We start from the raw sequence: 26,455 nt of genomic DNA, 5'->3' as shown, positions 1-26,455 counted from the left end.
ATCGTCGCCAGACAGATCGTCCGAACCGTCCCCGCCGCGTAGATCGTCACTGCCGCTTCCGCCTGACAGATTATCGTCGCCACCACGACCGCTCAACCGGTCGTCACCGCCGCCCCCCTCATACGAGTCGTCGCCGCCGCTCCCGCTGTAATCGTCGTCCCCTGAAGTCCCATGTGACATAAACTTGTGCTCCTACACCCGGGCGACACTCCTCGTCCGGAGGCACGATGCTAAAGAAGCGCTCCTTTCTGACAAGTAAATTCAAGCACTTGCAGATCGCACTGCAATTAGCAGCTCGAGCACCTGCTTCAGCCAACAACACCCGTGTGCTGGAGCAGAATGCCGGTCCCGATCCCAATCAGGCCCAGACCACCAATCAGCTCGAGGACGGGACCGAATCTGACGCCGAAGGCGCGTCCGACGAGCAAGCCAGCAGTTGCCATGGTGAATGTCGCAGCGCCGATTGCCAGAGCGACCGAGACGATGTTCACGTTTACCAGCGCCAGTGTGACCCCAACGGCTGCCGCATCAATGCTGGTCGCAACTGCTGTTAGGACGAGCGTCAGGATCCCGTTATGGCGCGGCGCGTCTTCCTCCAGTTCGGCAGCCCCGAAGATCCGTTCGACGCTCTCAAAGGCCATCTTGCCACCCACGCCTCCCAGCAGGACGAATGCGACCCAATGGTCAATCGCCGCAACGTAGCGGCTGGCGGCAAGGCCGATGGCCCATCCGACGAGAGGTGTAAGCGCCTCGACCAGTCCGAAAACCGCACCGTTCAAAACAGCCGCGCGGATCGTCGGACGCGTTGAGGCTCCGCGCGCGATGGCCGCTGCGCACGCGTCCGCCGACATGCTGAAGGCCAGAACGGCAATCGAGAAGGGTGTCATCTTGTTGCTCCGCCGGGCGCACGCAGCACGTGTCAGGACGCCCGGGCAGGCCCTGATCCGTGCTGGTCTCGCTAGGCGGCGATGCCGCTCCCGCGCCATGCGCCGAAGCGCAAGTGTGTTGACGCGGGGCCGACCGAGAGGGTCGGAAGCTACTCCCCAACGCAGGCTCCGCTACTCACTCGCAAGCTGCCAATCAACCCTGGGCGAGCGAAGGAGTGCTTGCGTTTCTGATCGTCTGCCACATCATGCGAACGATGCAGGCAGTACGCAGGGTATCGGCGGTTGCGGTGGTAGCTGGCTTGGTCGGCTCCTGCCACCCGGTAACTGTGCTTCCGCTGGCGAAGCTGGATGGCCGTTGGGTGGGCCAAGTCGAGGATCGCACACGTCGGATTCCAATGGAGTTGAATTTTTGGCCCCGCGGAGATCAACTCGCCGGCAGCATGAGCCTTCCGACTGAACGCCTGCTCGGCAAGCCTCTCTCGGAAGTTCATACGAGTGGATCGACCATTAACTTCGATCTGCCTGCCCGCGAGGCGCCGCTCCGATTTGCAGGTGTCTTACGCGGCGGCTTACTGCAAGGCGAGGCCACCGGTGGCGGTCATACGATCGCGATGGAGTTTCGCCGGGCACGTCCAGTCAGGCGCCCATACCGGGAGGCGCTACTGAAGTTCTCCAGTGGAACGGTGCCGCTCTCCGGCTCGCTGCTCATGCCGGAGGGCCAAGGGCCCTTTCCGGCAGTGATCCTGATCCACGGCTCGAGCACACCGGATCGGAACGATTACCGCTACTTCGCAGACCTGTTTGCCCGTCACGGCATAGCTGCATTCATCTACGACAAGCGACCGACCGGTGCTGAGACCAATGGGGGCACCGCGAGTCTCGAGGTCCTCGCGAGCGACGTTGTTGCCGCTGCGGCAATGCTTGAGGCACGAAAGGACATCGACAGGAAGCAGCTCGGTCTCTGGGGGTATAGCCAAGGCGGTTGGGTGGCACCCATTGCCGCCAGCAGACATCCGTTCGCATTCATCGTGGCGTGCGCTGCGCCCGGCGTGAGCTTCGCCGAAGTAACGCTCTACGCAGATGCGATCCGCCTTCGATCCCTGCACTTCTCACCCGCTGAGATCGAACAAGCCATGAGGGTCCAACGACGGCTCGATGAGTTCATTCGGAGGGGCGGAGACAGAGGGCTCATGCAAGCCATGCTGGAGGCGGCAGCGCAAGAGCGGTGGGCAAAGTTCACCACGCTACCTCGTCGCATTCCCTCAGAGCAGGACCGCAAGTCCTACTTGCGGTGGCTGAACTTGGACACTGACCCCCAGGTGTTCTGGCGCCGTGTCAAAGTTCCCGTGTTCCTTGCTGAAGGGAGCTCCGATGAGAACGTGCCGCCGATTGCAAGCGTCGATGCGATCCGCGGAGCGCTGGCAAGTGGCGGCAACACGCACTTGATAGTGCGTGTCTATCGAGGAGCAAATCACAACCTAGAACCGGCACCCTCACTTGAGAAGGACCTCACGACCTGGATGCTTGAAGTCGTTCACGGACGGTGAGGGCGGCGGGTCGATCAGGAATCAACGGAGGGCGCCGATCTCTGCGCCCTTCCAGTCTCCAAGTGCCTTCGCGCAAACTTGCACGTCGGCCTGCGTGATTGGCACCTGGTCCTAACGAAATCGTCCGAAACGAAACGGGGATCTTCCAGCTTTGGCTGGCTCAGCCGACAGGCGACCGGGGAACCACTGGGCGTTCATTTGGAATGCAGCACCGTTTGCACCGCCTCCAGCTTCTACCGAGCGCGTCTCGAAGACGTATCTGCCACGGCTGCGGGATCGTCATCGGTCGGAGCGAAGCAAGCTCGGCAGCCTCACGCGAGGAAGCTCAGCTAAATCGCCGGGAAGTTAACTTAGATTACATCTCGAGGTGCGACCCGACTCTGATGCAGATCAGAAGAAAACCGGAGCGGGAGAAGCGCATCGAGGTCAGCCTCGAAGCGCAACTGACCAATTCTGATGGCGTCAGGCTGCCCGTCACATTCAAGGACTTGTCGCGCCGGGGGTTCAAGGTCGAACATGCAGGGGCAGACCTGAACATCGGTGAAATCGTTATGATCGGAACGTCACGTTCGGACGCTCGGGCTCAGCTGCACTGGGTCACAGCTGACGAAGCAGGCGGTACATTCATCGACGACGTTGAAGGCGTGTTTCACTAACTTAGACGCCTAGCTGGGCGTTGCTGAATCCTGACGAGTGCTTGGCAACCGAGTCTGGCGGACAGAGTTTAGAGGGGCGGCGCTTCGAACGTGCCCCCCGCACGGGAGCTTCACTAATTAAGGGCTTCCTCGCGATCTCTTACACTTGGGGGCCGCCCTTTGACCCCCCGCGCTAGACTGCCCAAGAATTGACAGTGGCGGCGCCACGTCCCGGTCTTCGCAAATGCAGTGGAGCGGCTACGAGCCGCTAACGTCTGCAATGGGTCGAAAGCAGACACGCGGCTAACGGCAGCTTTAGGTGGAAAGCTGACGTTCCCGGCTCTTTTTGAGCCGTATAGCCAACTATTGTTTGAACTCAAAGTTTAGTTTAATGGCTTTCTTCCAGGAGCATCGTGGAGTGACGGTCATGAACAGGGCAAGACTTGTAGGCGGTCGAATCAAGCGCTTCCGCGAACTTGCGGCCCTCAGCAAGTCTGATTTGGCTCGTCGGGTGGCTGTGAGCCCGACCGCCGTGCACAATTGGGAAGAGAATGGCGTGATGCCTCGAATCGAAGTCATGTTGAAGTTGGAGAAGGCACTCGAAGTCAGTTGGATGCAATTGATGAGCGGGATCGCCGATGATGATTCAGAGCCTAGGTCTACACATTCTCAGCCGTCCCCGAGTTACCCGGAGGTAAGCCGAGGTGATCGTTTGGACCAGTTTCGGCGGCAAATTGCTGCTCTGTTCGAGGTGACTCCCGATCGGGTCGACATCGTGATCAGAACCTAGGGTCCGCTTCGACGGACACGGCGGCCACCGACCTTTCAGCTCACACGGTTAATGTCTGCGATGGGTCGAAACGGGTTTCCTGGCGTGCGCCGCTTCGTGACACGATCGTCTAACGCAAGCGCCCTGCCTGTTGACGCCAGCGGTTCACGAAGCACTGTCTGGGTACGTGTAGGTGATGTCGTAACCGCTGTTGGTCGGGGTACCTCGGCCAGTCGCGGTCAATGGCCCGCCGAAGCTATCCGCCCGGAAACTCGTGATCGCCTCGAGCCTTTCGGTTCTGCTCTCCAGCTCCGAATATCGAGTGCGCTGGAATGGGTGAAGAGCAGAGCTTAGCCTGCTCGGAGCAGGCTCTGGATCATCGTCGCCTCGAAGGCAGCGAAGTCCTTCGCGCCGGCTCGAAGCTCCACCCGATTGAGCTCTCGCGCTATCTTTCCGGCCGACATGAGGAAGCCGTGATCGCAGTGGACGGTCAGTGTCGCCATGTCGTGGAGCGCCGTCAGGATAGTGTACCCATGCTCTTGCGTCAGAGACCGTAGAGCCCTTTTCGTATTGAAGGAGCAGACCGGATCGAGCCAGTTGAAGGGCTCGTCGAGGAAGACCGTCGACTCACCGTTCACGAAGGCGGCGTAAATCGCAATCCGCTGCTTCATCCCCGCTGACATTTCGCCCAACGCTCGCATGGCAAAGCTGCGAAAATCGAGAGCCGCTTCAAGTTCGTCGAGGCGCGAGCGATCGGACGATCTTCGGATGCATAGACGCAAATATTCGTTGCCGGAGAGGTTGGTCGGAAGGTCTTGGACGTCTGGCGAGAGCCCGATCTTTGTCGCGATGAACAGCCGGTCGTTGGCGCATTGGTGGCCATGCACGATAATGTCGCCTTTGCCGACCGGCAGACGCCCCGCCAGTGCGCGGATCAGCGTCGTCTTGCCGCTTCCATTGGCCCCGACGAGGCCGGCCCACGAACCCGCACGCAGATCGAGCGACACGCCGCAAACTACCGGCAATCGCGATCTTGCGACCACGACATCGCGCACGCTCACGGCGTAGTTTAGTCCAGTCTCCAAAGCAGCCTCCGATGAGCGATCGCTGCGTGAGCCATGATGCCAAGGGCACCGACGATCAGCATGGGAAAGAAGACCATGCCAAGCACCGCGAGAATCACCATGTCGGCCAACAGCCGCAATACGGCAGCCTGCTTCGAAACGCGTGGAAAACGCAACGCGCTCAGCACCATGGAAGTGAAAAAGAGCGCCCACGCCCCCCACGTTAAAGCCAGGAACGCCGCACTAGCGCCGCGGACGAGGAAGGCCGCAAGCGTGCTTACGAGTGCGATACCTAGCGGCAACAGTCCGTGCGCCACGATGACAGCGCTTGGCCCAAAGCCGGCCCTGGGAGCGCACTTGGACAATTGAAAATCGGGTCGGCTAAAGGCCGCCAGTGTGACGACCGTGACCGCCGCCGCCGCGACTGCCGCTGTTGAGCCGTTTGCAACGAGGAACGCCGCTGCGACCGAGCAAAATAGCGTGGCTGCCAGAATCGTCAGCACAACAGGTCTTGGCGGCAACCCGAACAGTTGTGAACGCATGACAGCAAACGCGAGCAGCCGGGCGCCGTGGCCCGGAGGCAACTTCCCACGCACGGACGCAAACGGCACCGCATCGGACGAGGCCCATACCAGCCCGTGCAAGTTACCGCAGATAAGGCCGACGGCAGTCAAGGAACCGATCGAAAATCTGCTGACGATCTCCGGGGCTGCGACCAGCACAGGCCCGATCAATAGCCCGGCAGCAGCAAGAAGAGGAACGAGCAGGTAGTTGCGGCCTGCTGACGGCTGCAGAGCCACGGCGCACAACGGCGTGCATTCCTCGAACCAGGACAGCCGTTTGCGAGCCGATCGAGCCACCCAGTAGGCTAACGGCCAGCTGAGCAGTATGAACACGGCGGCTTCTCGGGCGAGCGGGACGGTCGTCGCGTGATCGATCGCATAGGCGATCCCGATCAGGACTCCAACGAGGACGGCAATTAAGAGCAGGATGTCGAAGACACTGTTGAAAGTGCGGCGGAATGCCGCCGAGACGAGCGCCAAATCGAAGCGCCACAGCAGTAGCTCTGGTGAATGCCGGTTCAGCACTGCCGACCCTTATCGGCCAGCCGATCGACCGCGTCGAGGCGCACGGTCAAACGGCGGGTCTGCAATGAGTGGAAACCAGACGTTCCGTGCCCAGGCCTAGTCGTTCGCTGCCCGGGACGATCCGGAACGCTCCCTGTTGAAACGTTCCGTTTCGGCACCGTTTTGCGCATCGATAGTCGACCATTCGGTCTTGGTATGACAGACATTCTTCAGCATAACCGAGCCGGTGCCTATGTCCTGCCGACAGAGCTTCTTGTCGCCCGGTGCAGCCGCTTTTGCCGACTTACCGGCCCATGATGCGCTCTGTCCGTCTGCGACAGAACCAGGTGTTTGCGCACAGGCGCCAAGTAGGGCTGCCACTCCAATAAGGACCACTATTTTGCGCACGAGTACCTCCGGCTGAACTAACGCCTGTGACCGTCGATCGGATGCGAGCAGCGCGAATATGGAAGCGAACCGCCGCGGGGACTCATGTCTGGTTCGGCTGGAAACTGGACAGTGCGCCCGCGGGTTCGCGCCGGGTGATCTCCATCGCCGCCCGAAGTAGCAAGCTTGCCGGCATGGAATAAGCATCACTTGAGCCGAATAGCGAACACCATCCAGCGACAGCTTGCGAGGGTTCGCGATCGCGCTCGTTCAATCGAGCGGCTTCGTTGTCGGGCGGTCTGGAGCACGCAAGCAGCGGCATTGCTCCGATATGACGAGCCCGGAGAGCTGTCGATCGAGTCCAGGACCTGTCAGCGTTTATCTTGCCGTCGGCGATCGAAAGGACGCTGGCTCGTCAGCGCGGGTAGCCATGCAAGGTAACGCCCGGCAGCTTCCTCAGCTCGGCGCGCACGCACTCGATAACATATTGAGGCGGCGGCAGGGCTCGAACATTTGGCAGCGGATTGATCGCGACTTCGGTTGCCGACAGCGCCTGCAGGCGATGATGATGGCGGTATAGATCGCATCGGACGGCGACTGCATCGAGTCGCTTCTGCAGCTCAGTTTGATTCGACACGGACGAGCTTGCCACGAGCAGGAACGCGCTGACCAGGTTCACTTGGCAACCTTACCCCCGCAATGGGCAGCGGCAATGGGAATATTCGCTTGCCTCGCAGCCGATAAATCAGGTCGTTCTCGGCCAAGTCGCTCGATGCGCATAGGGTGACCCCCCGATTTCGCGACAACGCTTCCGATTGGCTTCCCAGTCAGGATCGTGGTTTCTCAACCTGAAGGATCAAGATCGCGGAGATTCTGAGAAAGCCAGACCTTGTCAGCGATGAGTGTGAAACGCTGAACCGTTGTTCCGGTCATCTCCTGAAAGTACGCGCGGGGCGGATTGTCCGCGGCACTCAGCAGCAGCAGCAGCAGCACAGTTACGGCCGTCGACTTCTGCATCCACCCCATGGACGCGAACTCTACGCTTCACGTTGATGTCTGCAATGAGTCGAACCCAGACGCTAACCCCTACCGACAGCTTCGGGTGGAAAGCGGGCCTAAGTAGCTAACCTTCAGTAAGCGTCCAGCTCCGAGTTTCGGTCAGGTCGCAGAGTTCCCGTGCACGGTTGATCGAAGGAACGAGCCTACAGCATACCCGTGGTCGTACGCCGCATCGATCGTGGCGTGAAACCCACCGAGTTCAACCGATGACAGCGCAAGCAAAGCGAGAACAGCCAAGGCGAGTAGGTTGTGTTGCATCGACTTCGACATTGGGGCACCTGATAATCGTTTAGATCCATTATCTTACCGAGTTCCAGGTGCCATGCAATAGATGCATTCTGCCAACACGCAGACCGGGTCGATCGAGGGGAGACTTTCAGTAGTCCCGCAGACCTAAAGGGCGGATGGCGACCATGCCGCCGAGCGCACCGGCGGCAGCTTCGGGTGGAATGCAGACATTGGCGCGTTACAAGTGCGCAATGACAAAGCCGTTCCGTCGTTTAGCAGTCGCGGCCATCCTCGGAGTTGCCGGTGTGGCCTCTGCCGCGACGGCTCCGCAGGAAACGGTTACTCTGTCTCGACGGCCTTGGTTCGCGGTATGTTCGGGAGTTTGCCCCAACTACGATGTCGCTGTTTCGGCTGATGGTCGCGTTATAACGAGGCACGGCAACACTGAAAAACATTTCCGGGTCTCGCGCGCAGACGCAGGGGATTTTCGCGCGAAGCTTCAACCCTTCCGTCCCCTTGGTGAGCAGCCTGATCCTTTGGTTTGCTTTCATGATGAACGGCCTGAGGACGCGCCGCTGATGAACAAGCTCAGAGAGATCGAGATTAGGTGGTCGAGCACCAGCCATCCCGCCCGTCTCGCGGCGTGCGATACTCCGCTGTCAGCTGACCTGATTGAAGCCATTCGGCAAGCTCTCTGGTCGGTTCATCTCTACGTTGACGGTCGGCGGCGGGATTGAGCCTAATGTCTGCAATGGGTCGAAAGCTGCCATTAGCCGACGCTCGCTAACGGCCACTCGCTGCCATTCGGTTGTGCGCCATTTCCAGATCGCTCCGGGTGACGAGCTCTGTGTCCGCAACCAGTCGTTCGTTCAGCTGATGCCCAAGCGTCTGCTAGTTGCCGTTGTGCGTCGTGCAAGAGCAATTGAAGTGGACTCGAGAGCCGACGTTCGATGAAGTCGTGAGCTACAGCAATTGTAGGTGAGCGTGATTCGCATCGCATATTTTGACCAGAACGCGTGGGTCAACTTGGCCCGCGGCTCGTGGGACAAAGAACGGTATCCCGAGGAGCATGCCGCGCTGACGAGGATCGTTCAATCGGTACGGGCAAGTGACATCTTGGTGCCGCTGAGCTTCACCAATCTCTACGAGACTGCGAAGATCAACGTGCCCTACAGGCGTGCTAACATGGCGCGTGTGCAGGCGCTGATTAGCAGTGGCATCGTATACGCTTCCAGTACACGGGGCAGGCCTGGCTTGGCGACCTCGGCACGTCACCGGCCTCGGGACAGGGCCTCTATTACCAAAAGTCCCGCATGTACGCGCCGCATCTCGGCCGCTTCATGCAGCCGGACCCGATTGGATATGCGGGCGACGGGCTGAACCTCTATGCTTATGTGCTGAATGATCCGGTGAATTTGGTCGACCCGCTGGGGCTAATAGCGTGTGCCGTTGGGACTAGTACCAACGGACACTTCGATCCAGGTGAGGGCATTCCTGGCCCCTGTCCCGCAACGGGGCTCAGCGGTGCTGCAGGCGCAAGCGGAGGTGGAGGTGCGCTTAGCCTTTTCGCAGCTTTCGTGTCCCGGAGCCAGGATTTGCTGTCGCCGAGAAATTTCCTGAGCCGGGCCGGCTCATCGCTGAAAAAAGCATTTTGCTACGTGGGTAATGTTGACCTTGGTGGTGGAGCCGATCTTTATGCTGGTCTGGGTGGATCCGTAGGAGGAAGCTACAAGGCCGACTTTACGACGGGCCAGTTCGGCGGTGATGCCTATGTTGCTGTCGGTGTTGGACTTGGGGTTGAAGCCGGACCGACTGCGACTTTCTCGTCAAGCGGCAACAAGATTGTTTCTGCCAACGTCATCACACAGTTTGGTGGAGGGTACGGAATTGGTGTCGTCGGCACGCGAACCCTTCTCGGAACCAGCCCTGGGCAGAACAGTGTCACAGTCGGAAAAGTTGGTGGCCCGATCGGTTTCGCCAATGGCGGAGCGTCGATCGGACTTCATACGCCCAAGCTCTATGATTTGGGTTGCTGATATGAATAATTATGCGACAGCCGTAGCGTTGCGCCCCGTAGTGGTGATGCTCGTTCCCGTAGCACTTGTTCTTGGCCTATTCCTGAATAACTTTATTGCTCTTGCGGGTTGGCTTATTTTCAACGGAGCGCTGGCTTGGTTTACTCGGTGCCGACAATGCGGGACGAGCGTCTATTTTGATCGAGCGCATCCCTATCGAACCTTACTGGCGAAGCCGCATCGGGTCTGCACTAATTGCGGACATCAACAGGCTTAGAGTAATAATATGGCTTCCACGGAATAGCAGCGTGAACCCGACGGACCATGCGTTCCAGATAATGGCTTCACAAACGACCCTAATTCATATTTCTTTTCGGCAAATACTACGTGATCGGAACAATGTGTTGGCGCCAAAATAGACCAGCAGCTGGTCAGCTTGGACGCCGCCGGCGATTGCACCTGGCTGACCGCCGACGAGCGCGGCAGCATTATCGCCTTGTCCGACGACAATGCCGCCGTCACGCAGATCAACAAGTATGACGAATACGGCAAGCCGCAGCCAACCAACGTCGGCCGCTTCCAGTACACGGGGCAGGCCTGGCTTGGCGACCTCGGCACGTCACCGGCCTCGGGGCAAGGCCTCTATTACCAAAAGTCCCGCATGTACGCGCCGCATCTGGGTCGGAATTGCGTGGTGTTTTTGGGATTGCGGACAGTCTGCTATCGGCCACTTGCAGACACACCAACGGCAACGACGAATGAGCCGGGAAACTCGGGTAAGATCGCCGCGGCGCTTGGCCTCTAACGGACACTCAGATCGGAAGAACGGCTCGCGGGCCGCTAGATTCGGCGCTCATCCTCAACACCTGTTAAGTCGATGAAGTGGCCTGCTTAAGCTGGATGATGCCCCTGTTTTGAGGAATTAAGGCCCTGATCTGGCGAAGAACAGGGAAGCGTCGCGTGGGCGCACTGAAGTGGCGGAAAACTGCACCTCCTGCCGGCTGCGGCATTGCCATCCGCCGCTATCGAGCCTGTTTCTAGGCGCCAAATGTCAAATTTTCCCTGTTCTTCCTGTTTGATCAGGGAAGCGGACCGGCCATGGCAGCCGCGGAGACTGGCTCCGTGTGATTGGCCCTGTTCGGCGGACGACCGACCCTAGAAGGTCGGCACCCGCGAGGGTTCAGCACTTACAAACCTGCGTATTCCCGAGCCTTAGCGGCTAAGGTCTCAAACAGAGACTGTTTTGCTGTGTGCGTGGCGGAGAGGGTGGGATTCGAACCCACGGTACGGTTGCCCATACGCCGCATTTCGAGTGCGGTGCTTTCGACCACTCAGCCACCTCTCCGCGAAGGGCGCGCACTGCCGGTCGGATGCCGGCTGCGGGTCGGGCGGGCGCTTAGCAGCGGCCCGTCGCCTTGCCTAGTCTCGATGGGCACCTAGATATGAAGCCATGTCGCCACTCGAACGTTCACCACCCATGACCCCTGCTATCGACATGCCGCTGGCACGTTTCGGCATCGGCGATGTGGTCCGTCACCGCATCTTCGATTTCCGCGGTGTGATCTTCGACGTCGATCCGGTCTTTTCGAACACGGACGAGTGGTACGCCGCAATCCCCGAGGAGATCCGGCCGGCCAAGAACCAGCCCTTCTACCACTTGCTCGCCGAGAATGCGGAGAACGGCTACGTCGCCTACGTCAGCCAGCAGAACCTGGTGGTCGACGACAGCGACGAGCCGCTCGAACACCCGGCGCTCGCGACCATGTTCGATCGGACCGATGGGACCGGCTACCGCCTCCGGCCTGAGCACCGCCAGTGAGAAGCGACGCGAACCGAAGTCCGCGCCGCCCGCTGGTCAGCCTTAGAAGTTGATCCCGGCGCGTCCGTACAGGTAACGCCCGTTGAAGCCGAACGGTGAGTAGTACGGGAACCCGAGCACGCCGCTCGGACCATTCAGCGTGCCGGGCACGCGATCGGGGTAGACGTCGAACAGGTTCTGGGCGCCCAACGCCAGTTGCAGGCCATGCCGCGGCTGGTAGCGCAGTTCAACATCGGTGATCGCGTGCTTACCGGTGTGGATGTCAGCCGCTTCCGTCGTACCCGGCTCGTTGACGTCGCCATAGTAGGTCACGCGCGCCGTCGCTCCGAACTGCTTGAGCGACCAGTCGACCGTTCCGGTGACCTTCTCGCCAGGCGTGCCTTCCGTCAGCGTCAGGATCCGACTGCGAGCGAACAGCGTCGGAGCCGGGTTCAGAGCCGATGTGGTGGTCGGAACGCGCGTCACCTTGGTCTTGTTGACGTTGCCCGCAACGGTGAAGTCGAAAACGCCGGCTGTCGACGTCGGCAGCCGGTAGTGGCCGACCACGTCGATGCCTTGGGTGTGCGACGCCAATCCGTTGATGAAGAAGCGCGCGGCGCTGACATCATAAGGAGCAAGCAGCGCCGCGACCTCAGGGCTGAACGACGCCGAAAGGCTTTCCGAAAGCCCAAGCTGATCACGCAGGCGGATGTAATAGCCGTCTACGGTCAGGTCGAAGCCGCCGAGGCGCACAACCGTTCCGAGCGAGTAGTTGGTCGACTTCTCCGGCTGCAGCGGGCGTCCGCCCAGCGCGACAGCGACCGGCGCCGTGGAAGGGAAGGTTCCGGTGAGCACCGGCGCGCCATTGGTGATGACGGACGCGATCGACGTGAAATACTGCTGCTGGAGCGAGGGCGCGCGGAACCCCGTCGAAACCGTGCCGCGCAAAGCGAACGCGGGACTGAAGTCGTACCGCGCGGACAGCTTGCCCGTCGCGACCTGCCCGAAGTCGGAATAGGTTTCCCCACGCACGGCCGCCGCGATGAGCAGCTTGTCGGTGATCTGAGCTTCCGCGTCGAGGTAGGCGCTGCCGTTCTCCCGGTGCCGCTTGATCGCGTTCAGGGGCGAGAAGCCGCCGAATCCCTGCGCGCCCGGTGCTGCGCCCGGCACAGCACCCGTTGCGGGGTAGCCAAACGAAGCCTGCTCACCCGGGGTGATTTGGTAACCTTCCCGGCGCCCTTCCAGGCCGATCGCCAGGTTGAGCGACTGGAACACCGGCAGCGTCTTCGTGACGTCGAGGTTGCCGACCAGCTGATCATAGATGAGCGCGCCGTCGTAGAAGTCGTGCGGGGAAGCCGCGCCATACGAATAGTTGGCGGAGTTCTCGGTACGGAAGCTGACCTTGTTGCGGCCATAGCTCGCATTAACGTCAACGTTCCAGCCGTCGCCGACGACACCCTTCACGCCGACGGCGCTGTTGAGATCCTTCGAAACGGTGTCGATCAGCGGCAGGAACCCGTTGGGATAGCCCGCGAGCGCCGCGAAATCGACCGTGCCGGCACTGGTCGGGCGCGGGAAGGCCGCGCTTGAGGTGTGGCGGCGCTGGTAGCCGGCCCAGCCGTAAAGCTGCCAATCGGGTGCAATGCTCGTGCCGGCATTCACGAAACCGGACGCTTGCTTGACCGAAGGGTCACCGAACCGGCCCCGCACGGTCGGGCCGGAAACCGGCGTCACAGCATTCGGTGCTGGAGCGTCGGAGCGGTTGGTTGGCGAACGGCTAACGTATTCGCCGGAGACTGTGACGTACCCGTCCGAGCCGAAGCCGAGGCCCTTCCAGCCCTGAACAGTGGTCGTCGGCTCGCCCGTAATGTCACGATCATCGCGCGCCGTGACGGCGTGCGTATGATAATAGCCGTGCGTTATCGAGATCGCGCCGCCGGTCCTCGCCTGGCGCAGGCGCAGGTTGATGACGCCGGCAATCGCGTCCGAGCCATATTGCGCGGAAGCGCCGTCGCGCAGCACTTCGATCCGGTCGAGAGCCGGTGTCGGGACCGTGTTGAGATCCACCGCGGCCGAGCCGCGACCGACCGTTCCGTTGGTGTTGAGCGTCGCGGCCGGGTGCGCGCGGACGTTGTTGATCAAAACCAGTGTCTGGTCTGGTGAAAGGCCGCGCAGCGTTGCCGGGCGAACGGCGTCCGTGGCGTCGGTTGCCGACGGGCGCGGAAAGTCGATCGAGGGAGCGACAGTTGCGAGCGCCGCACCGAGCTCGGTCGTGCCCTGATGCTGGAGGCTCGCTGCAGAGAGCACGTCCACCGGCGAGGCGGTATCGAGCCGCGAGCGCCGCGGCGCGCGGGTGCCGGTCACGACGATGTCGCCGCTTGCCGTCGGCGTCGTTGCGTCCGCGCTCGATTGCGGCGTTGGCGCCGCAGCCGGACTGGCGCCCTGCTGGTCCTGGGCGGCTCCGGTCGGCCCGGCCGGCGTCTGAGTTGGGGCGGTGACCTGCGCTTGCAGCGGTGCCGAGCACAGCAGAGCCATTGCCGATGCGGTCACGAGCTTCGCTGCCCGCGCGCTTAGAGCGGCGTTCCTGGAATGATCGGTTTGACCCTGAGTGTGACGCTGAAACATTTTGTCCTCTGCCCTGCTGCCAAGAGGTTGTAAGGTCCATTCAGGCGCGAACGCCTGTCTGGTGATGTGGACGGGTCTGTTCCCTCTGGGGTGAGCAGCTGACCGTGTCCGGCAGATGGGATAAGGGTTTTCGCTTGCAACCTCTCGCCGCCCACACTCGGCAAATTTCGGGAAAAGTGTTGTTGCGGTGCAACATGACACCTGCGACGGCCGTGCGGTTGACACCGCGGAGCCCCTGCCATAGGCCGCGCGCTTTCCCGGTCGCTGCGGTGCCGAGACACGCACAGGCGCGCGGGAAGTCAGTTTCGAAGAGAAGAGAAGAGCCAATGTTCGCAGTCGTGCGCACCGGCGGCAAGCAGTATCGCGTTGCCCCTGGAGATAAGATCGTCGTCGAAAAGCTCGACGGCAATGCCGGTGACCAGATCACCCTTGGTGACGTCCTGCTCGCAGGCGACGGATCTGACCTCAAGTCGACGGACGGCCTCACCATCGCCGCCGAGATCGTCGCTCAGGCGAAGGCCGACAAGGTCACGGTGTTCAAGAAGCGCCGCCGTCACAATTATCGCCGCAAGAAGGGCCATCGCCAGCAGCACACGATCCTGAGGATCGTCTCGATCGGCGACCAGAAGGAAGAGAAGAAGGCTCCGGCAAAGGCAGCCAAAGCGCCAAAGCCGGCCGAAGCTTCGCCGACTCCGGCCCCGGCCGCCGCCCCAAGCGGACCTGCTCAGGTGGAGACGCAGCCGACCGAAAACCCGGCTCCGGACAACGAGAAGCAGGCCAATCCGCCGAGCGACGGCAACGGCAACGGCAAGCCGGCAAAGACTGCGAAGTCCAAGGCCAAGCCGACGGCCGAAACCCCGTCGACAGAAAATGCTGCGCCTGCTAAGGCAGCGGCCAAGAAGACTCCAAAGGCTAAGTAACAGTCATGGCACATAAAAAGGCAGGCGGCTCGTCACGGAACGGCCGCGACAGTGAAAGCAAGCGCCTCGGCGTGAAGTTGTTCGGCGGCCAGTCGGCACGCGCGGGCAACATCATCGTGCGTCAGCGCGGCACGAAGTGGCACCCGGGCGACAACGTCGGCCTGGGCAAGGATCATACCCTTTTTGCGCTCACCGACGGCCAAGTCACGTTCCGTGACGGCAAGCTCGGCCGCAAGTACGTGCATATTATGCCCATGCTTACGGAAGCAGCAGAATAGGAACGGTTCAAAGGCCGTTCCCACCAGGGGCGGCCCGGACGAGATCCCAAGGGATCGAGACCATCAAGGGAGAAGGGGAGCCCCGGAAGGGGTCTCCCCTTTTTTCATGCCTTCTCCCGAACTGTCACACGCCGCTGCTACGCGGCGCGCGAGGAGAAGGACGATGTTCGCAAGGACGCCAAGACTGCTGCTTCGGCCCGGATTTCCCGAGGATGCGCCCGCGCTTGCGCAGGCGATCGGGGACGAGACGATCGTCCGCAATCTCACGACGGCGCCGTGGCCCTATCGCATGCGCGACGCCGAAGCGTTCCTCGCCAGCCCGCGAGATCCGTTGCTGCCGTCCTTCCTGATCTTCGAGCGCACGAGCGGCGCACCGAACCTGATCGGCTCCTGCGGCCTCGGCCGGCGTCGGTCCGGCGCCGTCGAGATGGGCTACTGGGTCGCCCGCTCCTACTGGAGCCGCGGCTTCGCCACTGAGGCCTGCTCGGCCCTCATCGAGATTGCCCGCGCGCTTGGTCTCGAGCAGCTCGAGGGTTCGCACTTCCTCGACAATCCGGCGTCGGGGCGAGTGCTCGAAAAGCTCGGCTTCGAACCGGTCGGCATCGTGGTTCCGCGCATGAGCTGCGCGCGTGGCGAGGACGCTCCGGCGCGGCTGATGCGGCTCAGCCTCGCAGAACAGGCTGATGAGCTCGCAAGCGAGGCTCTCGCTGCCTGAGCTTCACTGGCCCGGGCGGTAGGCACGCTCGGTGTGGCCGCGAAGCTGGTCCGGGTAGAAGTAGACGTCGCGCAGGTTGCCCGAGACGTAACGCTGCGCCTCGTCGGCGAAGTGCGGCGATTGCGGGTGCCCGCTCTCGCCGCCCGCCGTCACTGCCCGCGCCCGCACCCGTGGCCCGAACTGCACTACCGCGACGAAGCTGTTGCCGTTCGTCCCGTACCATCGTTTCGTGCCCGGCTTCTGCGTCGCGCCGAACGACGCCAACGATCCCCAGCGGTTGGACGTGAAGCCCACCGGAATGCTCGGCGCCTTGTCGTCGAACGGCGAGTCGATCGCGGGCGAGATGCGCTGGAAACGGTTCACCTCGCCCCACGGCACTCGCCACCCGCCAAAGTCGTGCTGCAGCCGGTCCAGAGCCCGCCCGAAGGTCACGAGCTTCTCTTGGCTGCTTAGGCGCTCCATGTGGCGGAAGGCATTGTCGTGGTCTGCCCAAGTGCGGCCGTTGACTGCCTTGGCGAGCTCGTCACCCCAGAAGTTCGCGACCGTATTCGGCACCGAGCCTACCGACCACCTCTTGTCCCAGCTGTTCAGCGCAGCGATCGAGTCGGCGAAGCGTGCGCGGCGTGGATCGCTGGACGGCAGCACCTGCCAAGCCCTGACCAGCATCGGCACAAGTGCCTCGAACGCCGGCTGCGCACTGTCGTAGGCGGCGGCTTGCAGCCGGTCGAGGCTCCAGCGCCCCGGTTGGCTGAGCAGCCGAACATCATGCACCGTCCGGTAATTGGCTCCGGCCATGTCCAGATAGGCAGGAAAGTTGTTCGGTTTCGGCGAATATTGCCCTGCCGCCGAATACAGCCAGTCGTTGCTGTTGAACGCCCAGCCCGTCGGCGGATTGATGGTGTTCGGAAGCTCCGAGACGGCGTGCAGCCCCTTCCAGTCCGTTGCCGGATCGCTGCCGTCGACCGGCTTCGTGTAATCGAAGCGGTTGTCGCGCCTCGGCATGAACTGCGGCGCGAGCACGGCGATTTCGCCCTTGTCGTCGGCGAACACCGTGTTGTTCGAGCTGTTAGCTTTCAACTCCGCCACTTTCATGAAGGACTGCAGGTCGGTGGCGCGCGTGCGCAGGAAGCTCTGCTGAAGCGCCTCTATGGGGCGGTTCATCATCGCGAATGCAATCCACCGTCCCTTCTCCGAGCGCACGATTGGCCCATGTCCCGTGCGGTAGGTCGTGAAACTGCGCGACGCGAGGCGGCCGGCGGCAGTACGGTAGCCGATGGTCACCGGCCGCACGCCCACGGGCCGGCACTCACTGCCGTAGCGATAGCAGAAGCCGCGACCCCGCCGCCGGATGGTCTCGGCGAACTCGTCGACGTTGTCGACGCCGCTCGACGTATGCATCCAGCCCGCGTGCGGGTTGAAGCCCTGATAGATGAAGAACTGTCCCCAGGTGGCCGCGCCGTAAGCGTTCAGCCCCTCATCGCTCGACATCTGCAGTTCGGAGCGGAAGTAGAAGCTAGTGTGCGGATTGATGAGGAGCAGCGCACCGTCGCCGGTCAGCTTTGGGGCGATTGCAATCCCGTTGGAGCCCCGCGGCTCGGTGTCGCGCGTGTAATCGTCACTCCGCGTTTGTTTCCGGGCCCATCTGTTCGCGGCAGCTGCAGTCTGCGGAACGGATACTGAAACAACGTCATCATGACGGCGCGAGTAGAACGACTTCAGCTGATCCAGATCGATGCGCTCGATATCGCCGCCGATGCTTCCTTCTGTGAAGCTCAAGGCCATCCATGGCTCGAACCGGGTGAGCACACGCGGACGGACATTCGGATGAGTCGCCAAGAAATAATTCAACCCGTCGGCCCAAGCGTTCATCAGCCGCTGCATCGGCGCGGGGCTCTCCGCGTACTCGGCCTTCAATTCGCTCTCGCTAACGTAGAGCCGTGCCCGCAGATCCTGCCAGATCGCCTTCTCGCCATCTGCCTCCGCCGTGCGCCCCAGATTGGTCAGGTAGTTCGCTTCGATCCGTGGGAAGTCGTCTTCGGCCTGCGCATAGATCATGCCCAAGACCGCGTCGGCATCGCTCTTGCCGTGCACGTGCGCGATGCCCCACTCGTCGCGCGTGATCGTCACGCGAGCCGCTTCCGAGCGCCATCGGGCGAGTTCGGGAGGCGCGGCAGCAGTGAGGATGAGCAGTAGCGGAAGGAAGGCGGCGCGGCGGGTTCTATGCATCCGGCAATGATTGCTTGGCCTGGCCCCAGCCTGCAAGCATCTTCGAACTTGCGCGTTCGAGAAGCTCGTCGGCATCACGGATGCTGAAGTGGTGTCCGCTGTTGTAGCGGTCGAGCTCTTCCCACGCGATCGGCGCCGACACCGGAGCGCCTTCGCGGGCCCTCGCCGAGTAGGGCATCACTGCCGTCGCGCCCCGCTGATTGCGCAGCCAGTCGAGGAATATCCGTCCCTGCCGTTGCACCTTGCGGATGTTGGCGGTGAACATCTCCGGCTCGGCTTCGGCGATTGCCCGGCTGAACCGCTCGGCGAAGCTTTTAACCGCCGTCCAATCACGCGACGCGTCCAGCGGCACCACGACGTGGATGCCCTTGCCCCCCGAGAGTAGCGGATAGGTTTTCAGCCCGAGGTCGCCGAGTAGGTCCTTTAGCCGAACCGCCGCTTCCTTCACCTTGGCGAAATCGAGGCCGACGTCCGGGTCCAGGTCGAACACGAGCCGGTCCGGATATTCGACTTTCTCGATCTTGCTTCCCCAGCCGTGGAACTCGATCGTGCCCATCTGCACGCAGGCAAGCAGGCCCCTGATGTCTTCGAAGTAGAGGTAGTCCTGGATGGAGCCGTCCTTCTCCTTGATCGGGACGTGCTTGACCTCTTCGCCGAACGAGCCGCTGTCGTGCTTCTGGAAAAAGCATTTCTTCGCCCGTCCCTGCGGGCAGCGGATCAGGGTCATCGGACGGTTCGCCGCGTCGATCAGAATCAGCGGTTCCACGGCAGTGTAATAGTTGGCGAGGTCGAGCTTGGTCAGCTTCTCGTCCGGGAAGATCAGCCGCTCGGGGTTGGTGAGCTTGATGCCGAGGTTCTCGACCGTCGGCCTGTCCTTCTTCTTCTCGGCGTTCTTGAGATGCTTCGGAGTTTCCCGGACCACCTGTGACGCGGGCTTGTCCTCGCGAAGGCCGATGAAACTGGGGTGCCGAAGCACGCCGTCGGTCGTGAACTCGGTGAACGCGATTTCTCCGACCAGCTCCGGCCTGATGAAGTGTGCGCCGCGCTGATCCCCACGGGGCACTTTCACCGGCGCCTTTTCTACGGCGAGCGGCGCCATCCGCTCCATCAGTTCGTCGATCAGCTTGGCGTTGAAGCCGGTGCCGACCTTGCCGACGTAGTTCAGCTTGCTGCCGTCCCTTGCCGCCAGCAGCAACGACCGGAAACCGCGGCGCTTGTCGCTCTCCGACCAACCGACGATTACGAACTCCTGGCGCTGGATGCACTTGACCTTGAGCCAGCAACGCGTGCGGGTGCCGCGATACGGAGCGTCCGCCTTCTTGGAGATGATTCCTTCGCCGCCCTGCTTGCAGACCTCGGTGAACAAAGCCTCGCCGCGGCCGACGACATGGTCCCCATAAATGATCGGCGGCGACACGCCCTCCAGCAGCGCCGCCAGGCGCGCCTTGCGCTCGATGTTGGGCAGCTTGCGGATGTCCTCGCCTCGGTCGATCAGCAGGTCGAAGGCATAAAAGACCAGGTTGGCGCCCTTGCTGTCCTTCAGCGTGGATTGGAGCAGCTGGAAGCTCGGGCGCCCCTCGTCATCGAGCGCCGCGGCTTCCCCATCGAGCAGGCAGCCGGCGGGCAGCTTCGCCGCCGCCTTCACCAGCGCTTTGAACTTGTCGCTCCAGTCCTTGCCGTTGCGCGTCCAGGCGGTCGCCACTCCATCGCCGACGGACAGCAGCAGCCGGTAGCCGTCATATTTGTATTCGTGGATCCACGAGTTCCCGGTCGGGACTTCGTCGACAAGGGTAGCGAGTTGTGGCTCCTCAAACGGCGGCGCCTTCGCTGCGGACTTCTTCGCCCGCCCGCCCTTCTGACCGCCGCGGTTCGAACGCCAGACGTCTTCGCCCGCCGCAATCTCGGCCATCGTCCGCTCCGTCGTCACGCTGGTCACGCAATTGTCGACGAGCGCGTCGCCGTCGTCGGGAGCGGCGAACTCGTCCGTGACCTTCTTCAGCATCCACGGCTCGGCTTTCTCCCCGGGCTTGGGCTTCAAGCGAAACATCACCCACTCGCCCTTCATCCGCTCGCCTTCGAGCGTGAAGTGGAGGTGACCTTCCTCGATCGTCTTGCTCGGGTCCTTTGTCGGTTCCGGTATCCAGCGACCCTGGTCCCACAGCATCACCGTGCCGCCGCCATATTCACCGGCCGGGATCGTGCCTTCGAAGGTGCCGTAGTCGAGCGGATGATCCTCGGTCCGCATCGCCAGCCGGTTTTGCCCCGGATCGAGGCTCGGACCTTTCGGCACCGCCCAGCTCTTCAGCACGCCGTCGAGCTCCAGCCGAAAATCCCAGTGCAGCCGCGACGCGTCGTGTTTCTGGACGACGAAGCTGTCGCCCTTGCCCTTTAGCTTGCGGCCTTTGGGCTCCTTCGTTTTCGAGAAGTCGCGCTTGCGGTTGTAGGTGTCGATGTCGAGCGGCACGCGCCGGGCCATGGCTTATGCCCGCTTGCGGCCGCCGGCGGCCTTCTTCGCAGGCTCCTTCTTCGCCGGAGCCTTTTTGGCGGCGGTGGCCTTCTTCTTCGCGCCGGCGTTGTCGTTCGCGCTGCCCGCCTCATCCTGATTGCCAAGACTGCGCTTCAAAGCGGCCATGAGGTCCACGACGTTGGAGCCCTTCGGCGGCGGCGCATCAGCGTCCGGATCCTGGATCACCTTCTCGCCTTTCGCCCGCTTCTTCTCCTCGATGAGCTCGTGAAGCGCATCGACGTAGCGGTTGTGGAACTCGGATGGATCGAACTTGCCCGTTTTCCGCTCGATCAGCATCGACGCCATGTCGAGCAGGTCTGCGTCGGGCTTCTCATCGCCGATCTCGCGGAAATAGGACTGCGCCTTGTTGACCTCGTCGGCGTAGCGCAGCGTTTCCAGCAGCATCCCGCGCCCACACGGCTTGATTGCCACCACATATTCCTGTCCGCGCATGGCAAGCTGTCCGACGCCGACCTTCTTCGCCGCCCGCAGCGCATCGCGAAGGACCACGAACGCTTCTTCGGCGAGATCGTCAGCCGGTACGATGAAGTACGGCCGGTCGAAGTACATGGCATCGATATCGTCGGCGTCGACGAACTGGACGAGGTCGAGCGTCTTGCGGCTTTCGAGCTTCACGCTCTCGATCTCTTCAGGATCGAGCAGCACGTAATGTCCCTTCGACACCTCGTAGCCTTTGACGATCTCGTCGCGGTCTACCGGTCCGACGCCGGGCACCACCTTTTCATATTTGATGCGCTTGCCGGTCGGCTCGTGGACCTGGTGAAACTGAATGGCCGCGCCACTCTTGGTCGCCGAGTAAAGCTCGACCGGAATGGACACCAGCGCCAGCCGGATTTGTCCTCGCCAGATCGGTCTCGCGGCCATGATATCGTCTCCCTTCGCTGGGACGATTCAATCATTGCGCAGCCGAGTCGTTCCGTGTCGCCGCCTTGAGACTGCGGACCAGCGCTGCAACGTCACTCCCCTGCGCCGCGCAATCGACGATCGCCGAGCCACAGATGACGCCTGCCGCTCCTGCGTGAATGGCAACTCGGACGTGCTCCGGCTTCGAGATGCCGAAGCCGAATACCGGCGGCGGAGCGCCCACGGCTCGCAACCGGCTGGTGAGGGTTGGATCGAACGCGCCCCCAACGTGGGTTCCGGTGATCCCCGACCTGCTCACGCAGTAAGTGTAAGCCTTCGACACAGAAGCGATGCGCGCCAGCGCAGCGTCCGGAGTGTTTGCCGCCGCGATGAGCACCGGTTCGATGCCCGCCTGCTCCATCTGCAGGGCGAACGGCTCCGCTTCGATGGAGGGGACATCGGCGATCAGCAGGCTGTCTGCCCCCGCCTCGGCCGCATCGCGGGCGAAGCCGCCGCGAGCCATCACGAGGTTCGCATATGTCAGGATGCCGACCGGCACGTCCGGGTGTCTTTGCCGGAATGCCGCGATTAGGGCGAAGCAGTCGCCCACCCGAACACCGGCGGCAAGCGCCCGCTGACCGGCCGCCTGGATGACGGGTCCATCAGCCACAGGGTCGGAGAAAGGAATTCCGACTTCGATCATATCGGCACCTCCCTCGACGACGACGTCGAGAAGCGCGGCACTTCTCTCGAGATCGGGATCGCCGAGCATCAGGAAAGCGCCGAACGCCGCCTCGCCCCGGCGCCCGAGACGCTCGAACATGGCTGCGTAGCGGCTCACGCGGACGGCCCAATCAGCTGCTGCGCCTGGGCCACGTCCTTGTCGCCTCGACCGGAAAGTCCAACGACGATAACGCTTTCCGGATGGTCGCTCGCGAGCTTCAGCGCATGGGCGAGCGCGTGCGCGGACTCGAAGGCGCAGAGAATGCCCTCGTTCTCTGCCAGAGCCGTGAAGGCGGCCAGCGCCTCGGTGTCCGTCGCGCCTATATATTGTGCGCGTCCCGAGTCCTTGAGGTGCGCATGTTCGGGCCCGACGGCGGGATAATCGAGGCCGGCGGATACCGACCAGGTGTCATCCACCTGCCCCTCCGCGTCCTGCAGCAGGTAGGTCTCGGCACCGTGCAGGATGCCCGGGCGTCCTTTAAGAAGCGTGGCGCCATGGTCGGCACCGTCGAGACCCCTGCCCGCCGCCTCGACGCCGACCAGCCGCACGTCGTCGTCCACAAAGTCGGAGAACAGCCCGATTGCGTTCGACCCGCCGCCAACGCAGGCAACGACCGCGTCCGGCAAGCGCCCGACCTGCTCGATGATCTGCGCCCGGGCTTCACGGCCGATAACGCGCTGGAACTCCCGCACCATGAGCGGGAAGGGGTGTGGGCCGGCGGCAGTGCCGAGAAGGTAGTGCGTGGTTTCGAAGCTCGCCGACCAGTCGCGCAGCGCCTCATTGATGGCGTCCTTGAGGGTGCGGCCCCCGCTTTCGACGGGCACCACCGTCGCGCCCATCAGCTGCATCCGGAACACGTTCAGCTGCTGCCGCTCGACGTCTTCGGCGCCCATGTAGATGACCGTGTCGAAACCCAGCAGAGCGCCGACGATCGCCGTCGCCACGCCGTGCTGGCCCGCGCCCGTCTCGGCGATCAGGCGGGTCTTGCCCATGCGCTTGGCAAGCAGCCCCTGGGCGAGCACCTGATTGGTCTTGTGCGCGCCACCGTGAAGCAGGTCCTCGCGCTTGAGGTAGAGGTTGGACGGGAGATTGCGGCAGCGGGTCAGCGGCGTCGGGCGCCCTGCATATTCTCCGAGCAATCCATTCAGCTCGGTCGTGAAGGCGGAATCCTCCTGGGCGTCGAGGAACGCAGCCTCGAGCTGCTCGAGCGCAGGAACGAGGATCTCGGGAACATAGCAGCCGCCGAACCGGCCAAAGCGGCCGTTCAGGCGCATGTCGACACTGCCTCTCTGCACGCGGGCCGCAACGCGTTGAACAGCTCGGCAATTTTCTGAGCGGACTTCACGCCTGGGGTCTCGTCGACCGACGAGCCGACATCGATCGCATATGCTCCCAACGCCTGCGCCGCTCGCGCGTTCTCGACGCCAATCCCTCCCGCGACGATCGCACCGGCGAGGTTCGGATGATCGGCGATGGCGCTCCAGTCGAAGGCGCGGCCCGAACCGCCGTCGGCATTGTCGAATAGTATCCGTTCGGCGCCACGCGGCGAAAGCCCGCCCCGCCCGACGCTTGCCACGGCCCAGATCTCGGTCGCGGGTGGCAGATGCTCCCGCAGCGCGCTGATGTAATCGGCGTCCTCCTCACCGTGCAGCTGTACCGCGTGCAGGTTGAGCAGCGTTGCGACGTCAGCGACGACGCCCAGTTCCTCATTGCGGAACACGCCCACGGGCAGGATGCCTGATCGCCGCGCGAGACCTGCAAGCGGCGCGGCCTGCTCGGCGGTCAGGTACCGCGGGCTTTCGGGCACGAACACGAGACCGGCGAACGTCGCCAGGCTCGCTGCGGCGATGTCTTCTTCCCGGTTCAATCCGCAAAGCTTCACCCGCCCGAACACCAGCTCACGCGCCGCCTGGCTCGGCTCGGCGGCCCGCATCAGCGAGGTGCCAACCAGGAACCCATCGACCTGACCGGAAAGGCGTTCGACGTCGGCGCGGCTCCGGATCCCGGATTCCGAGATCAGCAGGCGATCAGGTGCAAGCTGTGCGAGGCGCTCGGTCGCCGAAAGGTCGATCGAGAGGTCGCGAAGATCGCGGTTGTTGATGCCGATCAGTGGAGCCCCGAGCGCCAGCGCGCGGTGCATCTCCGCTTCGTCGTGAACCTCGACCAGCGCATCCATCCCGAAGCGGTTCGCCTCGCCGATGATCTCGCGGGCGGCTTGGTCATCGAGGAGCGAGAGCATCACGAGCACCGCATCCGCGCCGGCGATCCGTGCCTCGACGACCTGCCGCACATCGAGGAAGAAGTCCTTGGCCAGGATTGGCCCGTCGAAGCTGCCTCGGGCGGCAGTGAGATCGTCCAGCGAGCCGCCGAAGTAGGGCTCGTCACAGAGCACGCTCAGCGCATCGGCGATGCCGCTATATGCCGCCGCCAAGCCGGCCGGGTCTGCCGTTGCGCGGATTGCCCCTTCGGAAGGCGAGGCCTTCTTGATTTCCAGGATGAAGCGGGCACCCGGCCGGGCGATTGCCTTGACTAGGCTGCGGTCGGTCGGCGTCGCCTGCTCCCGCAGCCTGTCGAGCGTCACCCCACCATATCGCGCCGCGAGGTCTACCTTCTTGCGGGCAGCAATCTCGCCCAGAACGCTCTCAGTCACGGCTCGCCTCCACATAGGCCGCGAGCGCCTTTGCCACCGCGCCCGATGCGATCGCCTGGCGAGCCCGGGCCGCACCTTCGCGCAAACTCTCGTCCTGTCCCGCAGTCATCAGCAATGCCGCGGTGTTGAGGACAACGATGTCTTCCTCGGGTTTGGTCCCGCGCCCGGCGAGCAGCGCCTTGAAGCGCACCGCATTTTCCTCGACATCGCCCCCGGTGACCACCTTCAGCGGCGCGCGTTCGAGACCCGCGTCTTCGGGCGAGAGCTCAATCTCGTCCATAGTGCCGTTCGAGAGGCGCACCGCGCGCGTCTCCCCGTGCAGCGCCACTTCATCGAGGCCGGACCCGTGCACGACGAGCGCCTGATGCACGCCCATCGCTTCGAGCGTCTGCGCGACCCGGCGCAGCATCTTTGGGTCCGCCACCCCGAGCAACTGCACCGGTGGCCGCGCCGGATTGATGCACGGTCCCAGCAAATTCATGATGGTTCGCACCTGAAGTTGGCGCCGAACAAGCGCCGCATGCTTCATTCCGGGGTGGTAAGCCGGCGCAAACAGGAAACAGAACCCTGTTTCGTCGAGCAATGCCCGCGCTTTTTCGGGCGGCACTTCGATCTTCGCGCCCAACGCTTCCAGCACGTCCGCCGACCCGCAACGTGAGCTGATGCTCCGGTTGCCGTGCTTGGCCACGGGCAGACCGCAGGCGACCGCGACAAAGGCGGTGGCGGTGGAAACATTGATCAGCCCCGAGGAATCGCCGCCGGTCCCGCAACAGTCGGCATAGAGGTAATCCGGCCGCTCGAACGGGAGGGCAGCGGCCGACAGCGCCTTTGCGGCGCCGATCATCTCTTCCGCCGTCTCCCCCTTCATTCGCAGCGCAATGAGCATCCCGGCGATCTCGGCCGGCTCCAGCTTGCCGATTACGAGACGCTCGAACAGGTGCTCCGAATCCTCGATCGGCAGGTCCTCGCCGGTGAGGAGCTTTGGCAACGGGTTCGGCACTGGATGCGACGCCGCTTGGGCAGCCGGAGCTTGGGCTGGAGCGGCTTTGGCAGTGGTGAGCATCTTAGGGTTCCTTGATGACGCGGGCACAAAAAAACCCGCCGGTGGCGGGCGGGCTGGCGATGATCGGTTGTCAGTCGATCAGTCGCGCCATCGCGCCGCAAAGCCGCACGTCCGCCACCAGCGGTAAGCAGCAGCAGGGGCGAGGGGGCGCGTCATCGAATCGATTGCTAGGCAAGGGCTTGCACCCGGTCAAGCGGGGCACGGTCAGCAGCGGGGTAGTTCGTAAGCGCGCAGCCAGTGAGCAGTCGAAAGGCCGCGCCCTGCCTGCAATCGCGCAAGAACCGTCAACTTCCGCCCGCCCTGAAACGCTACACTTCGCGGAGGAGCCGAAACGAAATGGACCCATACGCAACCGTGCCCAATGATCTCCGCCTTCGTTTGAACCAGCCGCGAAACGCCCGCAGTTCGCCGGTTCGTCGAATTGCCGC

The 26,455-nt window shown here is 62.9% G+C and carries 22 protein-coding genes, 1 tRNA gene, 2 pseudogenes and 1 riboswitch; of the genes and pseudogenes, 10 read left to right on the top strand and 15 right to left on the bottom strand.

The genetic code is table 11. The features are described 5' to 3' along the window. Both ACUXST_RS11125 and ACUXST_RS11120 read right to left on the bottom strand, forming a co-directional pair. Nucleotides 1-180, bottom strand: a pseudogene (locus tag ACUXST_RS11125) (calcium-binding protein); the annotation flags it as partial. Between the two features lie 128 nt (nt 181-308). After that, nucleotides 309-887: a manganese efflux pump MntP gene (locus ACUXST_RS11120; protein ID WP_458390034.1), complete on the bottom strand. Its 579-nt coding sequence runs from the start codon at nt 885-887 to the stop codon at nt 309-311. 74 nt (nt 888-961) lie between these two features. Continuing rightward, nucleotides 962-1,053, bottom strand: a riboswitch (yybP-ykoY riboswitch). A gap of 88 nt (nt 1,054-1,141) precedes the next feature. Between ACUXST_RS11120 and ACUXST_RS11115 the strand changes: the two genes are divergently transcribed. The 3 genes from ACUXST_RS11115 to ACUXST_RS11105 all read left to right on the top strand — a co-directional run bounded on the left by ACUXST_RS11115 (nt 1,142) and on the right by ACUXST_RS11105 (nt 3,859). Next, the gene (locus ACUXST_RS11115; protein WP_458390033.1) at nt 1,142-2,434 is read left to right on the top strand and encodes an alpha/beta hydrolase family protein; all 1,293 of its coding nucleotides are present in this window, start codon (nt 1,142-1,144) and stop codon (nt 2,432-2,434) included. 383 nt (nt 2,435-2,817) lie between these two features. Continuing rightward, complete coding sequence (locus ACUXST_RS11110) at nt 2,818-3,090, top strand: PilZ domain-containing protein (protein ID WP_458390032.1); 273 nt, start codon at nt 2,818-2,820, stop codon at nt 3,088-3,090. Nucleotides 3,091-3,460: 370 nt separating this feature from the next. After that, nucleotides 3,461-3,859 carry a helix-turn-helix domain-containing protein gene (locus tag ACUXST_RS11105; RefSeq protein ID WP_458390031.1) on the top strand — a complete coding sequence of 133 codons (399 nt, stop codon included), beginning with the start codon at nt 3,461-3,463 and terminating at the stop codon, nt 3,857-3,859. Between the two features lie 329 nt (nt 3,860-4,188). Here the strand turns inward: ACUXST_RS11105 and ACUXST_RS11100 are convergent, their stop codons facing one another. The 4 genes from ACUXST_RS11100 to ACUXST_RS11085 all read right to left on the bottom strand — a co-directional run bounded on the left by ACUXST_RS11100 (nt 4,189) and on the right by ACUXST_RS11085 (nt 7,382). Then, entirely contained in the window at nt 4,189-4,845 is a 657-nt protein-coding gene (locus ACUXST_RS11100) for an ATP-binding cassette domain-containing protein (RefSeq protein ID WP_458390030.1), read from the bottom strand. A 62-nt stretch (nt 4,846-4,907) separates the two neighbouring features. Next, the gene (locus ACUXST_RS11095; RefSeq protein WP_458390029.1) at nt 4,908-5,990 is read right to left on the bottom strand and encodes a hypothetical protein; all 1,083 of its coding nucleotides are present in this window, start codon (nt 5,988-5,990) and stop codon (nt 4,908-4,910) included. Between the two features lie 781 nt (nt 5,991-6,771). Beyond that, entirely contained in the window at nt 6,772-6,993 is a 222-nt protein-coding gene (locus ACUXST_RS11090; protein WP_458390028.1) for a hypothetical protein, read from the bottom strand. Nucleotides 6,994-7,199: 206 nt separating this feature from the next. Beyond that, entirely contained in the window at nt 7,200-7,382 is a 183-nt protein-coding gene (locus ACUXST_RS11085) for a hypothetical protein (protein WP_458390027.1), read from the bottom strand. Nucleotides 7,383-8,221: 839 nt separating this feature from the next. On the opposite strand from ACUXST_RS11085, the gene ACUXST_RS11080 reads away from it, so the two are divergent. From ACUXST_RS11080 to ACUXST_RS11070, 3 genes are all read left to right on the top strand, one after another. Beyond that, nucleotides 8,222-8,380 carry a hypothetical protein gene (locus tag ACUXST_RS11080; RefSeq protein ID WP_458390026.1) on the top strand — a complete coding sequence of 53 codons (159 nt, stop codon included), beginning with the start codon at nt 8,222-8,224 and terminating at the stop codon, nt 8,378-8,380. Between the two features lie 486 nt (nt 8,381-8,866). Beyond that, nucleotides 8,867-9,679 (top strand): RHS repeat-associated core domain-containing protein, encoded by an 813-nt coding sequence (locus tag ACUXST_RS11075; RefSeq protein ID WP_458390057.1) that lies wholly within the window; start codon nt 8,867-8,869, stop codon nt 9,677-9,679. A 415-nt stretch (nt 9,680-10,094) separates the two neighbouring features. Next, nucleotides 10,095-10,463, top strand: coding sequence for a hypothetical protein (locus ACUXST_RS11070; protein ID WP_458390025.1), 369 nt, complete (start codon nt 10,095-10,097; stop codon nt 10,461-10,463). A 450-nt stretch (nt 10,464-10,913) separates the two neighbouring features. On the opposite strand, the gene ACUXST_RS11065 is transcribed toward ACUXST_RS11070, so the two are convergent. Then, nucleotides 10,914-11,003: transfer RNA gene (locus ACUXST_RS11065), tRNA-Ser, on the bottom strand. A 132-nt stretch (nt 11,004-11,135) separates the two neighbouring features. Between ACUXST_RS11065 and hspQ the strand changes: the two genes are divergently transcribed. Beyond that, nucleotides 11,136-11,477, top strand: coding sequence for a heat shock protein HspQ (hspQ, locus tag ACUXST_RS11060; protein ID WP_458390024.1), 342 nt, complete (start codon nt 11,136-11,138; stop codon nt 11,475-11,477). A 42-nt stretch (nt 11,478-11,519) separates the two neighbouring features. On the opposite strand, the gene ACUXST_RS11055 is transcribed toward hspQ, so the two are convergent. Beyond that, a complete protein-coding gene (locus tag ACUXST_RS11055) occupies nt 11,520-13,991 on the bottom strand; it encodes a TonB-dependent receptor plug domain-containing protein (RefSeq protein WP_458390056.1) in 2,472 nt (823 codons plus the stop codon). A gap of 416 nt (nt 13,992-14,407) precedes the next feature. On the opposite strand from ACUXST_RS11055, the pseudogene rplU reads away from it, so the two are divergent. The 3 genes and pseudogenes from rplU to ACUXST_RS11040 all read left to right on the top strand — a co-directional run. Continuing rightward, a pseudogene (gene rplU, locus ACUXST_RS11050) lies at nt 14,408-14,764 on the top strand (50S ribosomal protein L21); the annotation flags it as partial. Nucleotides 14,765-15,006: 242 nt separating this feature from the next. Next, entirely contained in the window at nt 15,007-15,279 is a 273-nt protein-coding gene (gene rpmA / locus ACUXST_RS11045) for a 50S ribosomal protein L27 (protein WP_458390023.1), read from the top strand. 163 nt (nt 15,280-15,442) lie between these two features. After that, nucleotides 15,443-15,994 carry a GNAT family N-acetyltransferase gene (locus ACUXST_RS11040; protein WP_458390022.1) on the top strand — a complete coding sequence of 184 codons (552 nt, stop codon included), beginning with the start codon at nt 15,443-15,445 and terminating at the stop codon, nt 15,992-15,994. Between the two features lie 3 nt (nt 15,995-15,997). On the opposite strand, the gene ACUXST_RS11035 is transcribed toward ACUXST_RS11040, so the two are convergent. Genes ACUXST_RS11035 through trpD form a run of 7 tightly spaced genes read right to left on the bottom strand, consistent with a single transcriptional unit; the run spans nt 15,998 to nt 26,027 of the window. After that, a complete protein-coding gene (locus tag ACUXST_RS11035; RefSeq protein ID WP_458390021.1) occupies nt 15,998-18,220 on the bottom strand; it encodes a penicillin acylase family protein in 2,223 nt (740 codons plus the stop codon). Further along, nucleotides 18,213-20,696 (bottom strand): DNA ligase D, encoded by a 2,484-nt coding sequence (ligD, locus tag ACUXST_RS11030; RefSeq protein ID WP_458390020.1) that lies wholly within the window; start codon nt 20,694-20,696, stop codon nt 18,213-18,215. Before ligD ends, ACUXST_RS11035 begins: the two co-directional genes overlap by 8 nt. A gap of 3 nt (nt 20,697-20,699) precedes the next feature. Next, entirely contained in the window at nt 20,700-21,611 is a 912-nt protein-coding gene (gene ku / locus ACUXST_RS11025; protein WP_458390019.1) for a non-homologous end joining protein Ku, read from the bottom strand. Nucleotides 21,612-21,642: 31 nt separating this feature from the next. Continuing rightward, the gene (gene trpA / locus ACUXST_RS11020) at nt 21,643-22,431 is read right to left on the bottom strand and encodes a tryptophan synthase subunit alpha (protein ID WP_458390018.1); all 789 of its coding nucleotides are present in this window, start codon (nt 22,429-22,431) and stop codon (nt 21,643-21,645) included. After that, complete coding sequence (gene trpB, locus ACUXST_RS11015; RefSeq protein ID WP_458390017.1) at nt 22,428-23,609, bottom strand: tryptophan synthase subunit beta; 1,182 nt, start codon at nt 23,607-23,609, stop codon at nt 22,428-22,430. Before trpB ends, trpA begins: the two co-directional genes overlap by 4 nt. Beyond that, complete coding sequence (gene trpCF / locus ACUXST_RS11010) at nt 23,579-24,964, bottom strand: bifunctional indole-3-glycerol-phosphate synthase TrpC/phosphoribosylanthranilate isomerase TrpF (protein ID WP_458390016.1); 1,386 nt, start codon at nt 24,962-24,964, stop codon at nt 23,579-23,581. Before trpCF ends, trpB begins: the two co-directional genes overlap by 31 nt. Continuing rightward, a complete protein-coding gene (gene trpD, locus ACUXST_RS11005; protein ID WP_458390015.1) occupies nt 24,957-26,027 on the bottom strand; it encodes an anthranilate phosphoribosyltransferase in 1,071 nt (356 codons plus the stop codon). The genes trpCF and trpD overlap by 8 nt, the downstream gene beginning before the upstream one ends. Nucleotides 26,028-26,455: the final 428 nt, after the last annotated feature.

The organism is Sphingomonas sp. F9_3S_D5_B_2, from assembly GCF_054263715.1.
The sequence above is the reverse complement of the archived record's forward strand: the minus strand, read 5'-3'. Positions and strand labels throughout refer to the sequence as shown.